This window comes from Hydrogenophaga pseudoflava NBRC 102511, assembly GCF_001592285.1.
In the GTDB taxonomy this organism is placed as follows: domain Bacteria; phylum Pseudomonadota; class Gammaproteobacteria; order Burkholderiales; family Burkholderiaceae_C; genus Hydrogenophaga; species Hydrogenophaga pseudoflava.
This window is the reverse complement of the sequence record NZ_BCWQ01000006.1, coordinates 54749-70492: the sequence shown is the minus strand read 5'-3', so window position 1 is coordinate 70492 and position 15744 is coordinate 54749. Positions and strand designations below refer to the sequence as shown.

Here is a 15744-nt window from a genome sequence, read left to right as displayed (position 1 = left end):
CCAGAACCAACCGTGATGTATCCAATGGTGCGATTGCATGCTGCCCAAGATGTGGCGCCGGGGAGTGCTGCTTGACCGACTCAGTGACACCCGCCGCGGAGGTCGGCCAGTCCTCAATGGCCCACATCTCCGCCCGCGCCAAGACCGGGACGATCTGGATCGTTGTTGCGTTCGGTGGCGGGCAGATCATCCGTCTCGCATCGAACATCGCACTGGCGGCGTTGTTGTTCCAGGAGGCATTTGCCCTGATGGCCCTGGTCGCAGCCGTGATGCAGGGCCTGGCGATGTTCTCCGACCTAGGGCTCAAGCCCAGCGTGGTGCAGAACCCCCGAGGTGACGAACCGGTCTTCCTGCAGACGGCCTGGACCCTGCAGACTATTCGGGGAGGGATCCTGTTCATCGGTGCGGCGGCGTTGGCCTGGCCCATGGCGCACATCTACGGCGCCAACGACCCGATGGCCCGCGAACTGCTCTGGCTGATCCCGCTGGTGGCACTCGGTGCCATCGCCGACGGCTTCCAGTCCTCGCGCATGCTCACCGCGGCTCGGAGGATGGACCTTGCCAGCGTGACCAAGATCGAGCTCCTGGTGCAGGTGCTGAACGCGGTGCTGATGGTGGGACTGGCCTGGTACCTGCGCTCGGTCTATGCGCTGGCGATCGCAGGTGTGGTCAGCAGCGGCCTGCGGGTCTGGCTCTCGTATGCGATGTTGTCGGGCATGACCGACCGGTTCCGGCTCGACCGGGACTCGGTGAAGGCGATCTTCGGCTTCGGCAAGTGGGTGTTCCTGAGCACCATGATCTCTTTCCTGGCGCTGCAGATCGACCGCGTGCTGCTGGCGGCCATCTTCCCCCTGGCCGAGGTGGGCGTCTATTCCATCGCCACCAGCCTGTCGCTGATGGTGGCGATGCTGGTGGGGACGCTGCAGTCGTCTATCGTGTTCCCCTGGTACTCGCGCATGCTGGACCACGGGGTGCCGCTGAAAGAGGCCTTCCGGCGCACCCGCGTGCCGCTGATGCTGGTGGTGAGCTTTCTGGTGGTGCTGCTGGTGACCGGGGCCAGCAGCTTCTTCGATCTGGCCTACGACGACCGCTACGTCAAAGGGGGCGACTTCCTGCCGCTGCTGGCCATGGGGGTCTGGTTCAGCAGCCTCAGCGGCATCTACGGCGCTGCGTTCATGGCCATGGGCAAGCCGCAGTGGATCGCCATCGTGAGCGCGGTCAAGGTGCTCTCGTTCCTGCTGTTCCTCGGGGTCTACCTCCAGTTCGATTACTCCATCGAGACGGCGGTGCTGGCGGTGCTGAGCGCCGAGGTGGTCACCGGGGCCACGAGCCAGTACCTGGGCTGGAAACTGGGCCTGCGCAACCTGCGGATGGAAGGCCTGCTGCTGTTGTTGATGCTCGGCGCTTCGGCCCTCGGATGGTGGTTCGTGCACCACCTGCCCTGGGTGGCGGGCCAGCATCCTTTCGTGCGCCTGCTGCTGCTGGGGCTGCTGGAGGTGGCGGTGTTCGCACCGCTGGGCCACCGGTTGGTGCTGCCCATGCTCCGGCGATCGGTGTCCTGAGCCGTCCGACGCAGCATGGGGACCGATTCACTCGCGCAGACCGCCAGCCGCTGGCTCACCCGTCTGCGGAACCATCTGGCCTGGCGCTGGGGCCGTGTGCGGCGGATGCCCGGCCTGCTCGTCAACCTCTGGTTCGGCAACCTGTGGCACGACCACTGGCTCAGGCGCCAGGTGCTCATCACCGAAGGCGCACTGGCGGCCACCCGGCGCTGCGCGGTGTATGTCATGTACCCGCGCCTCGGGCTGCAGGACTCCCACCTGACGTCGCTGGCCTACCTGGCGCGCAAGGGCTGTGCGCCGCTGGTGGTCAGCAACCTGCCGCTGACGCCCCAGGAGCGCGAACGCCTGCAACCCCTGTGCTGGCGGCTGGTGGAGCGGCCCAACTACGGTTACGACTTTGGCGCCTACCGCGAGGGCGTGCTGATGGCCCTGGACCAACTGCCGGGCCTCGATCAGCTGTTGCTGGTCAACGATTCCGCCTGGTTCCCGGTGCCGGCCTCGGCAGACTGGCTGGCGCAGGCCGAGCGGCTGGAGGTGGATCTGGTGGGCGCGGTATCCAACGACGGCTGGCTGGACTTTCTGGCAGACCCCGGCCGTGGCCGGCCCTGGGTGCCGGATGAGGGCGTGCCGCACCTGCACTACTGCTCGTTCGCGCTGATGTTTGGCGCGCGCATCCTGAGGGACCCGGGCTTCCGCAAGTACTGGCAGGACCTGACGCTCACCGCCGACAAGCTGGAAACCATTCGCCGTGGCGAGGTCGGTCTGAGCCGCTGGGTCATTGATCGCGGCTATCGCCATGCCCAGACACTGGACATCACCCGGTTCGATCAGCACCTCGAACGCATGGACGCCGACCAGTTGCGCGAACTGGCTGCGAACCTGGTGATCCCCGAGGACACGGCGCTGCGCGAAGAACAGCGGGCCCTGACCGACCCGTCGGCAGCACCGGTCGATGCAGCGACGCTGCGCCGCTTCATTCTCTGGGCCACCATCGCCACAGGGCCGGCCTATGCGCTGCCGCACTGGTCATTGCCCGAACAGGGCTTCGGCTTTCTGAAGAAGTCGCCGATGTGGTTGAGCAGGCCCACGGCGCAGATCACGATGTCTCTGATCGAGCGCTATGGCGATGCGTCCATGCTTGAAGAAGCCCGGCGGCTGGCGGGCGGGGGCAAGGCATGACGCTCCGCACACATCAGAACAGGGCGGTCGAGATCCGCTTCCGGTCGAGCGTCGCCTATGACGAGCCGTTCAAAGATCTGCTGCTGGACGTGGTGTTCGTATCGCCCAGCCAGCGTGTGGTCGAGGTGCCGGCGTTCTGGGGCGGCGGGGACACCTGGTGTGTCCGCTACGCCAGTGCCGAGACGGGTATCCACACCTTCACCACCCGCTGCAGCGACGCGGGCAATGCGGGTCTGCATGACCAGGTGGGTGCGGTCGAGGTCACGGCCTACCAGGGCGACAACCCGCTCTACCGGCACGGTGGCATCCGGGTGGCCGAGGACCGGCGGCACTTCTGCCACGCCGACGGCACGCCGTTCTTCTGGCTGGGCGACACCTGGTGGATGGGGCTGTGCGGCCGCCTCTCGTGGCCGGATGATTTCCAGGCGCTGGTACGCAACCGCAAGGAACGCGGGTTCAACCTGATCCAGCTCGTCGCAGGCCTGTATCCGGACATGCCGCTGTTCGACGAGCGGGGCCGCAGCGCCAGTGGCTTCAGCTGGGAAACCGACCTGAGCCGGATCAACCCGGCCTTTTTCGACGAGGCGGACCAGCGGGTGTTTCACCTGGTCGAGCAAGGTCTGGTGCCGTGCATTCTGGGCGCCTGGGGCTACTACCTGCCCATGATCGGCCTGGAGAACATGCAGCGGCACTGGCGGCATCTGATCGCGCGCTGGGGGGCGCTGCCCGTGGTGTGGGTGGCCGCCGGCGAGCAGACCATGCCGTGGTATCTGGAAGGCCACCTGCAGAAGGACGCCTCGCGGGCCCGGCTGCGCACCGAATGGACCGAGGTGATCCGCGAGATGCGCCGCCTCGATGCCTTCGGCCGCATGATCTCCACGCACCCGGTCACCAGCGCCCGCGAGTCGGTCACGGACGCTGGGTTGCTCGACTTCGAGATGCAGCAAACCGGTCACGGGCAGCCCACGCTCCACCACGCGCGGCGCGCGCAGGAGGGCTGGAGCGCGGGGCCGGTCATGCCGGTGATCAGCGGGGAGTCCCGGTACGAAGCGCTGGACATCAACCCCACCGTCACGGCCCGCGACGCGCGCGAGGCGTTCTGGGCGCATGCGCTCAACAGCGGCCTGGCGGGGCACACCTACGGGGCCAACGGGATCTGGCAGGTCAACACGGAGCAGCGGCCGTTTGGCCCGTCGCCCTCCGGGTCCTGCTGGGGGAACCTGCCGTGGGCGCAGGCGATGCAACTCCCCGGCGCCCGGCAGATCGGCCTGGCCCGGTCGTTCCTGCTGGCCACCTTGCCGTGGCACGAGTTCGTGCCGCTGCCGCCGGCCGAGGGGCGCCGGTCCTTCCTGCCGCGCAGCAGGCGCCTGCAGCGGCTGCTTCTCAAGCTCGGGTGGCGGCCCACCTCGCCCGCACCCATCGCCGTGGGCATGGCCGAAGCCAGGTCCACCGTTCTCGCCTACACGATCGAGAGCAAGGGCTTTTCGCTCGATGTTCGTCGGCTGAAAGGGCCGCTGAAGGGCTGCTGGGTCGATCCGACCAGCTTCGAAACGCACCCCTTGCACCTCGACTTGCGCGGGGGGCAGCTGCATGTGACGCCGCCGGCCAGGAACGCTGCCGGCGACAGCGACTGGCTGCTGCTGGTGCAGCCTGTTGGCGGCGCGTCGGCCTGACGACAGCATAGGGTCTTCGGATCACATCGCGCGAACGGTCATTTTTCGCAGTTTTTGCATCGCAGGGTTTGTATGCCGGGGCCGGGACGGGTAAGGTCGCCCAAGCTTGTTGCAGCGGCTTCATCGGCCCGGATTCCAGTGAACACATCCAACGAACGAATCAATCTGGCGCATGGTGCCCTGCGTGTGGCGCTGGTGTATGCCGCGTTTGCCGGTCTCTGGATCCTGCTGTCGGACCGCGCGATGGGCCTGCTGTGGCACGACCCCGAGGCGCTCGTGCAGGCCAGCATGCTCAAGGGCTGGTTCTTCGTCGTCGTCACCACCCTGCTGCTGTATGTGCTGGTCCGCCGGCTGGTCGGACGGCTGAACGCCTCCCATCGGCGCGAACAGGCCCAGGCGGAAGAAAAGACCCGGGCCCTGGAGCTGCTCACCGCCATCGCCCAGAGCTCCAGCGACGCCATCTTCGCCAAGGACGAGCAGGGACGCTACCTGCTGGTCAACGACGCCGCGGCCCGCTATGTGGGGCGTCCCGCCAGCGCCTTGCTCGGCCAGGACGACGGGGCTGCTTTCCCGGCCGAACAGGCGACGCTGATCCGGGGCATCGACCGGCGGGTGCTGGCGTCTGGCCGTGTGGAGACCAACGAGGAGCACCTGGACACGGCGCAGGGGCGAAGGGTATTTCTGGCCACCAAGGGGCCGCTGCGCGATGCCCAGGGACACATCCGAGGCACCTTCGGCATTTCGCGCGACATCACCGAACGCACGCAGGCCAAGCTGCGGCTGATCGAGTCCGAGGCCCGCTACCGCTCCCTGTTCGAGAACATGAACACTGGTTTTGTATTGTTCGAACTGGTTCAGGACGGACAGGGCAGACCGGTGGATCTGGTGATCCTTGCCGCCAACCGCCATCTGGCCGATGTCACGGGTCTGGACCTGGTCAAGGTCATGGGGCAACGGCTGACGCAGGTGCTGCCGGGTATCGAGGGCGACGAAGCGGACTGGATCGGCACCTACGGCCGGGTGGCATTGACAGGCGAGTCGCGGCAGTTCGAGCAAGGGTCCGAACGTCTGGGCACCTTCTTTTCGGTTTCCGCTTTCCGGGCGGGCGAGGGCCTTTGCGCGGTGACATTTCTCGACATCAGTGGTCGACGGGCCACGGAGATGGCCCTGCACGACAGCGAAGAACGGCTGCGCCTGGCCCTGGCGGCAGCCAGTCAGGGGCTGTACGACCTCAACCTGGAAACCGGTGAAACCACCGTGAGTCCCGAGTACGCGGTCATGCTCGGCCACGACCCGGCCGATTTCCGCGAGACCCTCGCATCGTGGCGCGAACGGCTCCACCCCGAAGACCAGGCCCGCATTCCGCGCCTGCTGGAGGACTACCTCGCGGGCCGCCAGGCGGCGTTTCGCGTCGAATTCCGACTGCGCACGAGGGACGGGCGCTGGAAATGGATCCTGTCCTTGGGACAGATCGAGCAGCGGTCCGCGGACGGCAGGCCGCTGCGCATGCTGGGCACCCACACCGACATCGACGCGCTCAAGTCGGCCGAGGCCACGTTGCGGGAGATGAACGCCACACTGGAGTTTCGTGTCTCCGAGCGCACCGCCGAGCTCAGCGCCGCGAACCGGGAACTGGAGACCTTCGCCTATGCGGTCTCCCACGATCTGCGCGCACCATTGCGGGCGCTCAGCGGCTACTCGCAGGCGCTGCAGGAAGATTTCGGCGACACACTGCCCGACCAGGCCAGGGTCTATCTGGACCGGATTCACCAGTCCGCTGCGCGCATGGGCCAGCTGATAGAAGGCATCCTGGCGCTCTCCAGAAGCAGCCGGGGGGATCTTCGCCTCGACCGGGTGGATGTGTCCGCACTGGCCCGTCAGCGACTGGCACAGCTGGCCGAGGAGTCCGGTCGGCAGGTGCGCACCTATGTCGAGGAAGGGCTGGAGGTCACCGGTGACGAGCGCATGCTGGCCTCGGTGATGACCAATCTGCTTGACAACGCCTGGAAGTACACCGGTGCGACACCGGACCCCGAGATCCGTGTGCATGCGGGGAGTGTCACTGGGCTGCATGGCATATGCGTCTCGGACAACGGTGCGGGCTTCGACATGGCCCACGCTGACCGGCTGTTCCAGCCATTTCAGCGGTTGCACCGGGAGGACCAGTTTCCCGGCATCGGCATCGGTCTGGCCACGGTGCAGCGCATCGTGCACCGTCATGGCGGTGAGCTCGTCGCCGTGGCGGCGCCAGGTGAGGGTGCCACGTTCTGTATCGCGCTGCCACCGGTGCCCGCTGCCCAGGCTTGATGTCCGCATGAGGATGCGGCAGGCCGCACCGCCAGCGACCAGACCACGATGGCTGAACGCTTAAACGCATCTTAAGTCTTGCGACCTAGCATCGTCAGGTTTTGTCGGATCGACCCGACCCCTTCCTGAGGAGCGCATGGACATGTCCACCGTGGATCTGAGCGATCGTTTTGTGTTTGACGATCCCAAGTACCTTCAACTGGCTGTGGATAACGCGGAGCGGTACGCCAAGGGCAATCCGTTCCCCCACATCCACCTGGACAACTTCCTGCCCCCGGATGTGGCCGAGGCGGTGCTGGCCGAGTTTCCGAAGCCCGCCGACATCGACTGGCACAACTACAACCGCCAGACCGAGATCAAGCTGGTCTGCGCCGACGAAACCCAGTTCGGCCCGGTGACCCGCCAACTGTTCTACCAGTTCCACTCGATCCCGTTCCTGCAGTTCCTCGAAAAGCTCACCGGCATCGACAACCTGATTCCCGACCCGCTGTTGCGCGGGGGGGGCCTGCACCAGATCCGTCGCGGAGGCCTGCTGAAGCTGCACGCCGACTTCAACAAGCACGACAGCACCTTCCTGGACCGCCGCATCAACGTGCTGCTGTACCTGAACAAGGACTGGAAGGAGGAGTACGGTGGGTACCTTGAGCTGTGGGACAAGGACACCAAGTTCTGCGGCGACAAGATCCTGCCGGTGTTCAACCGCCTGGCGATCTTCACCACCACCAGCGACTCCTTCCACGGCCATCCGGACCCCCTGAACTGTCCGGAGGACATGACCCGCAAGTCGCTGGCGCTGTACTACTACACCAACGGGCGTCCGAAAGGCGAGGCGGACGGCATCCACACCACCATTTTCAAGTCGCGGCCGGAGGAGAGCTTCTCTGGTGTGATGTGGCGCCTGGGCCAGGATTTCGCCCCCCCGGTGCTCTGGCGCACGGCGCGCCGAGTGCGCGAGCGCTACTTCAGGCGCACGATCCAGAAGCGCGGCTGAGCGCCAGGACTCTACAAAAAGGGCGCCCTTGCGGCGCCTTTTTGCTGACCTGTCCCCGCTGCGGGTGGCGCGTGATCAACCGCAACAGGTCAGGGACTGCCGACGTCCTGGCTGCTCAGTGGCACCCTGCGCGCGCCATTGAACCGTGTCCGCCAGTAAGCCACACGCATGTCTTCCACGCGTACGGCACCTCCGGCGCGAGGGGCGTGGATGAACTTGCCTTCGCCCAGGTAGATGCCCACATGGCTGAACGCACGTCTCATGGTGTTGAAGAAAACGAGGTCGCCGGGCTTGAGGTCGCTGCGGTCAATGACCTCCGTGGCAGCCGCCTGCTGGTCGGCCCGGCGGGGAAGGATCTTGCCGAAGGATTGTTCATAGACCGCCCGGACAAGGCCGCTGCAGTCAAAGCCGGTGTCCACGCTGTTGCCGCCGTAGCGGTATGGCACGCCCAGGAACCCCATGGCGCGCACCACCAGATCGGATGCACGTTCTCCCATGTCGCTTCTGGCCTGCTGCAGCTGTGAGCCCAGCCGAGCCATCACTCCGCGTTCCTCCAGCATTCGCACCATCTCGTCGGGCTCCTGGTCGTTGGGGGCGGCCTGGCACAAGGCACATCCCAGAAGAAGAGCGGCGACACAGAGAACACGCATCGAGGCAGCTTAAGCGAAGCACTGCTCCGAAGTCAAGCGAGGTTCTGTTGCCAATCCCTTTGATTCTGTTGAAGTTTTCGACGGTCAGGAACCGGGCGTTGTTGGCATTTAGATGGAATGACTCACTTGGTGTTCAACCAGAAAACCAAGAGGAGAACTGCTGGAATGGTTTTGTTCTAACAAATCACCAACAAACGGAAAATCTTGATTTAATTAAATGAACCGCGTTCATATAATCAAACAAACACCAAGGAAATAGACAATCGAGCCATGTCAGTCAAATTCGATGCCATCACCCCGGTCCTGACGCCGGAACAGCTTCGCCAGCAACAGCAGCGCATGGCCGACCGCCAGGCGCGGCAGCAGCGTTTTGGTGACGAGCGGCGGCAACAGCTGCTGGATGTGGCCTGGGCGCTGTGGCAGGAGGCCGGGGGGCAGGGCTTCAACATGCGGCAGCTGGCACAGCGTGCGGGCTACACCGCCGGTGCGCTTTACGCCTACTTCCCGGGGCGGGAGGCGATCCTGTCCGCGTTGCAGCAACGCGTCGTGCAGGAACTGGCCGACCTGGTGTCTGGCATCAGGGCGCCGCGCGGTGACCGCACAGTCCGGCCGCGCAGGGACGGCAGTCCGGTGTCTTCTGCGCAGGCGGCGCTGGCGCGAACCTTGTTCATCGAGCGCTCGGTGGCCTGGTGGGCGTGGCTGGCGGGTGACGCCCAGCGGTTGGAGCTGGTCCTGCACGGCGGACACGGTGTGCAGGAGGCTGCTGGCGAGGCGGGTGTATCGGCGTCGGTGCTGCAGGGGCGCCTGGCGGACGCGCTGCAGCCCTGCCTGGAAACCCTCCAGACCTGCGGACTGACGCCGGATGCCGCCCAGCAGTTGCACGACGAGGTGCTGGCCTACGGGCTGGGACTGCTGGTGTTGCAGGGGCCTCAAAGGGGTGAGGGGCGGGCGCTGATGGAATCGCGGTTTGTGCAGAGCCTCCAGCAATGGATGGACCAGGCCCTGGCCGCTACGCAGCAGGACGCCGACGGGGCGGGGCAGGGTGACCTCTTCTCCATGTGATCGCGCTGCACCTGTTTGTCACAATCGCCCCTCGGTTCGTGCAGTCCGCACGAACAGTTTCAGGATTTTTTCATGCTGCTCGAAGCTTCCGACTCCCAACTTGTTCTGGTCGACTACCAAGAGCGCCTGATGGCGGCGCTGCCGGAGCGTGAGCCTGTGCTGGCCAACGCGCGCCGGCTGGCCCAGGCGGCACGTCGCCTGCGCGTGCCGGTGTGGGGAACCGAGCAGAACCCCGCCAAGCTGGGGCCCAACGACCCGGGCCTGCGCGACCTTTGCCAGCGCACGCTCGCCAAGATGCACTTCAGTGCCGTTCCCGATGGCCTGCTGGAATGTCTGCGCCCCGCGACCAAAGGTGGCAACGCCCGCAGCCTGCCCAAACATCTGCAGAAGCCGGCTGCAGCGGCCCATCCGCGGAACACCGTGGTCCTGGCCGGATGTGAGGCGCATGTCTGCCTGCTCCAGACGGCGCTGGATCTGGTGGAGGAGGAAATGGATGTGTGGGTGGTCACCGATGCCTGCGCCTCGCGCACCGAGCGCAACCGGGATGCGGCGTTCGACCGCCTGGCGGGCACGGGATGCGAGTTGGTGACCACCGAGATGGTGTTGTTCGAGTGGCTGCGTTCGGCCGACCACCCGGATTTCCGCGAGATTCACGCGCTGATCAAGTAAGTTCGGAAGGTGGCGGGCGCAGAGGTCCCGCCATCGTCGTGTCAGACTCCAGAAAGTCTGGGATTCATAATTATGAATTCAGTTTGATCCACCACCCAGGAGACTTACATGGGCAACCCGCAGGGCTTCGAGGCCTTTCATCAGCGCTCGATCACCGACCGCGACGCTTTCTGGGCCGAGCAGGCGCAGCTGGTGGATTGGCACAAACCGTTTGACCGGGTTTGCAACTACGACAACCCGCCGTTCGCACGCTGGTTCGAGGGCGGTCTGACCAACCTCTGCCACAACGCGGTGGACCGCCACCTCAGGGACCGGCCGGACCAGAATGCGCTGATCTTCGTGTCGACCGAGACCGATACCGAGAAGACCTACAGCTTCCGTGAGCTGCACACCGAGGTGCAGCGCATGGCCGCCATCCTGAAGGCGCAGGGCGTCAAGAAGGGGGATCGGGTCCTGATCTACATGCCCATGATTCCCGAGGCCGCGTTTGCCATGCTGGCCTGCGTTCGCATCGGTGCCATTCACTCGGTGGTGTTTGGCGGTTTTGCCAGCCACTCTCTCGCCAGCCGCATCGAGGACGCTTCGCCGGTGGCCATCGTGAGCGCAGATGCCGGTTCGCGCGGCGGCAAGGTGGTCGAGTACAAGCCGCTCCTGGACGAGGCCATCCGGCTGTCGTCGCACAAGCCGGGCAAGGTCGTGATGGTCAACCGGGGTCTTGCCGCATTCACGGCAGTGGAGGGGCGCGATGTCGACTATGCGACCGAGCGCGCCAAGGTGATGGATGTCGTCGTGCCCTGCGAATGGGTCGACGCCACGCACCCGAGCTACACCCTCTACACCAGTGGCACCACCGGCAAGCCCAAGGGCGTGCAGCGCGACACCGGCGGCTACGCCGTGGCCTTGGCCGCATCCATGAAGCACATCTACATGGGCGAGCCCGGCGAGACCTATTTCTCCACCAGCGACATCGGCTGGGTGGTCGGCCACAGCTACATCATCTACGGCCCGCTGATCGGTGGCATGGCGACCATCATGTACGAAGGTCTGCCGATCCGTCCGGACGCCGGTATCTGGTGGAGCCTGGTCGAGAAGTACAAGGTGTCGGTGATGTTCAGCGCACCGACGGCGGTGCGCGTGCTCAAAAAGTACGACTCCTCGTTCATCAAGAGGTACGACCTGTCTTCGCTCAAAGCGCTGTTCCTGGCCGGCGAGCCGCTGGACGAACCGACCGCCAAGTGGATCTCTGACGAGCTGGGCAAGCCCATCGTCGACAACTATTGGCAAACTGAGACCGGGTGGCCGATCCTGGCGATCTGCAACGGGGTGGAAAAGGCGCCGAGCAAGTTCGGCTCGCCAGGCAAGGCGGTTTACGGATACAACGTCAAGTTGCTGGACGACCAGACCGGCGAAGAGCTGCACGGTAGCGACGTCAAAGGCGTGGTCGCAGTCGAAGGCCCGCTGCCGCCCGGCTGCATGCAGACCATCTGGGGCGACGACGCGCGCTTCGTCAAGACCTACTGGTCCAGCGTACCGGGGCGGCAGGTCTACAGCACCTTCGACTGGGGCATCCGCGACAAGGACGGCTACTACTTCATCCTCGGGCGCACCGACGACGTGATCAACGTCGCTGGCCACCGCCTGGGTACCCGCGAAATCGAAGAGAGCATTTCCAGCCACCCCAAGATCGCCGAAGTGGCGGTGGTGGGGGTTGCTGATCAGCTCAAGGGCCAGGTGGCCATGGCGTTCGCCGTGCTCAAGGACACCGCGCTTCTGGGCGACGAGGCGGCACTGCTCAAGCTTGAGGGTGAGGTCATGAAGCTGGTGGACGAGCAGCTCGGGGCGGTGGCGCGCCCGGCCCGTGTGCGCTTCGTGGGTGTGCTGCCCAAGACCCGCAGCGGCAAGCTGCTGCGCCGCGCGATTCAGGCGGTATGCGAGGGGCGCGATCCGGGGGATCTCACCACCATGGACGACCCGGCGGCCCTGCAGCAGATCAGGGACATGCAGTCCTGAGAGCTGCGCGGCTGATCGACGGCGCCAGGGGGCGCCGTTTTTTTTGAACCCCCTGGTGTATGAGGGCATTGGGTTTGGTGGGTCTTGTCAGTATCATGCATGCTTATATTGACAACCTCGCGGAAAGCCATGGAACAAATGATCGGGACGGATGCCCAAACCGAGAAAGTCCGGGTGTTCGAACTGGCCGCCGAATTGTTCGGTGTGCTGGCCACGCCGATGCGGTTGCGCATCCTCAGCGCGCTGTGCGACAAGGAAAAATCGGTCTCGCAGTTGTTGCAGGAAATCCAGACCACTCAGCCCAACCTGTCCCAGCACCTGAATCTGCTGTACCGCGCCGGCGTCCTGGCCAAGCGCAAGGAGGGCACGCAGGTGATCTACCGGGTTCAGAGCGAGAAGGCGGTGACCCTGTGCCGCACGGTGTGCACCCAGATCGCCATCGAGATGGACGAACCCAGCGCTGTGCCCGCGTCCGAGCGTTTGTCCCCGCGTGTGGGATCCTGAAGCCCGCGTTCACAACAGACGCGCTCTTCGTCGGCAAGCAACACAGCATGCCGTTTTCCTGAGCTGCTGCGAACATCCCCGGCATTCGATTTGCCGGCAGGTGCTCGTGGTGGCACAATCGCAGGCTGCAGTCAGGTCCTTCCAAAGTCACTGTCGCATCCGCCAACCGGTTCAGCCGTGTCGCGGAAGGTTGTTTTAACCAGCTAATGTTTCCCAGAGGGAAACGGAGGTCAGCGGATCAATGAGCGAGACGAACGTCTACGTTGCCTACAAGGGCAACTCGTATCTCTTCGGGGGCAATGCCCCTTACGTCGAAGAGATGTACGAAAAATACTTGGAGAACCCGGGCAGCGTGCCAGACAACTGGCGCGGCTACTTCGATGCCCTGCAGCACGTCCCTGCCGTTGACGGCACCGACGCTCGCGACGTTCCCCACCAGCCCGTCATCAACGCATTTGCCGAGCGCGCCAAGCAGGGCGGAACCAAGGTGGTCATGGCCGCCGGTGCCGACTCCGACCTGGGTCGCAAGCGCGTGGCTGTGCAGCAACTCATTGCCGCCTACCGCAACGTCGGCTGCCGCTGGGCCGACCTTGATCCGCTCAAGCGCACCGAGCGCGAAAACATCCCCGAGCTTGATCCTTCGTTCTACGGTTTCACAGACGCGGATTTCGAGACCGTCTTCAACACCAGTAACACCTATTTCGGCAAGGAAGTCATGTCCTTGCGCGACCTCATCAACGCGCTGCGCGAAACCTACTGCAGCAGCGTCGGTGCGGAATACATGTTCATCAGCGACCAGGCGCAGAAGCGCTGGTGGCAGGAAAAGCTGGAGTCCATCCGCTCCAAGCCGTCCTTCAACGCCGAGAAGAAGAAGCACATCCTCGACCGCCTGACGGCGGCCGAAGGGCTGGAGCGTTTCCTGCACACCAAGTACGTCGGCCAGAAGCGTTTCTCGCTCGAAGGTGGTGAGAGCTTCATCGCCGCCATGGACGAGTTGATCCAGCAGGCCGGTGCACAGGGTGTGCAGGAAATCGTGATCGGCATGGCCCACCGCGGTCGCCTGAACGTGCTGGTCAACACCCTGGGCAAGATGCCCAAGGACCTGTTCGCCGAGTTCGACCACACCGCCCCCGAGGACTTGCCCGCTGGCGACGTGAAGTACCACCAGGGCTTCAGCTCCGACGTGACCACCCCCGGCGGTCCGGTCCACCTCTCTCTGGCCTTCAACCCCTCCCATCTGGAAATCGTCAACCCGGTGGTCGAGGGCTCGGTGCGCGCGCGCATGGACCGCCGAGGCGATCCGCTGGGCAAGCAGGTGCTGCCGGTGCTGGTGCACGGCGATGCCGCTTTTGCCGGCCAGGGTGTGAACCAGGAAACCCTGGCGCTGGCCGCGACCCGTGGCTACACCACCGGCGGCACGGTGCACCTGATCATCAACAACCAGATCGGTTTCACCACCTCCGACCCGCGCGACCTGCGCTCCACGCTGTACTGCACCGACATCGTCAAGGGTGTCGAGTCGCCGGTGCTGCACGTCAATGGTGACGATCCGGAAGCCGTCGTGCTGGCTACCCAGCTGGCGCTGGAATACCGCATGACCTTCCGCAAGGATGTGGTGGTGGACATCATCTGCTTCCGCAAGCTGGGTCACAACGAACAGGACACCCCGAGCCTGACCCAGCCGCTGATGTACAAGAAGATCGCTCAGCACCCCGGCACGCGCAAGCTGTACGCCGACAAGCTGGCCGCCCAAGGTCTGGGCGAGGCCCTCGGTGACGACATGGTCAAGGCCTACCGCGCCGCCATGGACGCCGGCAAGCACACGGTCGATCCGGTGCTGACCAACTTCAAGAGCAAGTACTCGGTCGACTGGTCGCCGTTCCTGGGCAAGAAGTGGACCGACCAGGCCGACACTGCGATTCCGCTGGCCGAGTGGAAGCGCCTGGCCGAAAAGATCACGACCATTCCCGCCACGGTGACCCCGCACCAGCTGGTCAAGAAGGTGTACGACGACCGCGCGGCCATGGGTCGTGGCGAGATCAACGTGGACTGGGGCATGGGTGAGCACATGGCCTTTGCATCGCTGGTCGCTTCGGGCTATCCGGTGCGCCTGTCGGGCGAGGACTGCGGTCGCGGCACCTTCACGCACCGCCACGCCGTGATCCACGACCAGAACCGCGAGAAGTGGAACGAAGGCACCTATGTGCCGCTGCAGAACGTGGGTGAGGGCCAGGCCCCGTTCGTTGTCATCGACTCCATCCTCTCTGAAGAGGCTGTGTTGGGCTTCGAGTACGGTTACGCCGGCTCCGACCCGAACACGCTGGTGGTCTGGGAGGCCCAGTTCGGTGACTTTGCCAACGGCGCCCAAGTGGTGATCGACCAGTTCATCGCTTCTGGCGAAGTGAAGTGGGGCCGTGCCAACGGCCTGACGCTGATGCTGCCGCACGGCTACGAAGGCCAGGGACCCGAGCACAGTTCGGCCCGCGTCGAGCGCTTCATGCAACTGGCTGCCGACACCAACATGCAGATTTGCCAGCCCACCACGGCCAGCCAGATCTTCCACCTGCTGCGTCGCCAGATGGTGCGCAACCTGCGCAAGCCGCTGGTGATCTTCACGCCCAAGTCCCTGCTGCGCAACAAGGACGCGACCTCCCCGCTGTCCGAGTTCACCAAGGGTGGTTTCCAGACCGTGATCCCGGAGCAGAACGAGGCGGTGATCAAGAAGGCCGACAAGGTCAAGCGCGTGATCTGCTGCTCGGGCAAGGTCTATTACGACCTGGTCAAGAAGCGCGAGGAGAAGGGTGCAGACGACGTGGCCATCATCCGTGTCGAGCAGCTCTATCCGTTCCCGCACAAGGTCTTCGGCGCCGAACTCAAGCGTTTCCCGAACGCCACCGACATCGTGTGGTGCCAGGACGAGCCGCAGAACCAGGGCGCCTGGTTCTTCGTGCAGCACCAGGTGCACGAGAACATGCTCGAAGGCCAGAAGCTGGGTTACGCTGGCCGTGCGGCCTCGGCCTCGCCGGCAGTGGGGTATGCCCACCTGCACCAGGACCAGCAGAAGGCCCTCATCGAGGCCGCTTTCGCCAAGCTCAAGGGCTTCATCCTCACCAAATAAACGTTCCGGCGTTGTGAGC

General features: G+C 64.9%; 11 protein-coding genes. 10 read left to right on the top strand and 1 reads right to left on the bottom strand.

Translation table 11 applies throughout. The features are described from left to right. Window positions 1-116: 116 nt before the first annotated feature. The 5 genes from HPS01S_RS09040 to HPS01S_RS09020 all read left to right on the top strand — a co-directional run bounded on the left by HPS01S_RS09040 (window position 117) and on the right by HPS01S_RS09020 (window position 7712). The gene (locus tag HPS01S_RS09040; protein WP_066154257.1) at window positions 117-1562 is read left to right on the top strand and encodes an oligosaccharide flippase family protein; all 1446 of its coding nucleotides are present in this window, start codon (window positions 117-119) and stop codon (window positions 1560-1562) included. A 15-nt stretch (window positions 1563-1577) separates the two neighbouring features. Next, complete coding sequence (locus tag HPS01S_RS09035; RefSeq protein ID WP_066154254.1) at window positions 1578-2741, top strand: rhamnan synthesis F family protein; 1164 nt, start codon at window positions 1578-1580, stop codon at window positions 2739-2741. Further along, the gene (locus HPS01S_RS09030; protein ID WP_066154251.1) at window positions 2738-4414 is read left to right on the top strand and encodes a glycoside hydrolase family 140 protein; all 1677 of its coding nucleotides are present in this window, start codon (window positions 2738-2740) and stop codon (window positions 4412-4414) included. Before HPS01S_RS09035 ends, HPS01S_RS09030 begins: the two co-directional genes overlap by 4 nt. Before the next feature lie 138 nt (window positions 4415-4552). After that, a complete protein-coding gene (locus HPS01S_RS09025) occupies window positions 4553-6721 on the top strand; it encodes a PAS domain-containing protein (RefSeq protein WP_066154249.1) in 2169 nt (722 codons plus the stop codon). Between the two features lie 142 nt (window positions 6722-6863). After that, on the top strand, window positions 6864-7712 hold the full coding sequence (locus HPS01S_RS09020; RefSeq protein WP_066154702.1) for a 2OG-Fe(II) oxygenase: 849 nt from the start codon (window positions 6864-6866) through the stop codon (window positions 7710-7712). 89 nt (window positions 7713-7801) lie between these two features. Here the strand turns inward: HPS01S_RS09020 and HPS01S_RS09015 are convergent, their stop codons facing one another. Further along, complete coding sequence (locus HPS01S_RS09015) at window positions 7802-8362, bottom strand: C40 family peptidase (RefSeq protein ID WP_066154246.1); 561 nt, start codon at window positions 8360-8362, stop codon at window positions 7802-7804. Window positions 8363-8632: 270 nt separating this feature from the next. On the opposite strand from HPS01S_RS09015, the gene HPS01S_RS09010 reads away from it, so the two are divergent. From HPS01S_RS09010 to HPS01S_RS08990, 5 genes are all read left to right on the top strand, one after another. Next, window positions 8633-9424 (top strand): TetR/AcrR family transcriptional regulator, encoded by a 792-nt coding sequence (locus HPS01S_RS09010; RefSeq protein WP_066154243.1) that lies wholly within the window; start codon window positions 8633-8635, stop codon window positions 9422-9424. A gap of 72 nt (window positions 9425-9496) precedes the next feature. Next, window positions 9497-10093 (top strand): isochorismatase family protein, encoded by a 597-nt coding sequence (locus HPS01S_RS09005; RefSeq protein ID WP_066154240.1) that lies wholly within the window; start codon window positions 9497-9499, stop codon window positions 10091-10093. 108 nt (window positions 10094-10201) lie between these two features. Next, on the top strand, window positions 10202-12103 hold the full coding sequence (locus HPS01S_RS09000) for a propionate--CoA ligase (protein WP_066154237.1): 1902 nt from the start codon (window positions 10202-10204) through the stop codon (window positions 12101-12103). Window positions 12104-12232: 129 nt separating this feature from the next. Beyond that, the gene (locus HPS01S_RS08995) at window positions 12233-12607 is read left to right on the top strand and encodes an ArsR/SmtB family transcription factor (protein ID WP_066154234.1); all 375 of its coding nucleotides are present in this window, start codon (window positions 12233-12235) and stop codon (window positions 12605-12607) included. A 241-nt stretch (window positions 12608-12848) separates the two neighbouring features. Further along, entirely contained in the window at window positions 12849-15725 is a 2877-nt protein-coding gene (locus HPS01S_RS08990) for a 2-oxoglutarate dehydrogenase E1 component (RefSeq protein ID WP_066154231.1), read from the top strand. Window positions 15726-15744 lie beyond the last annotated feature (19 nt).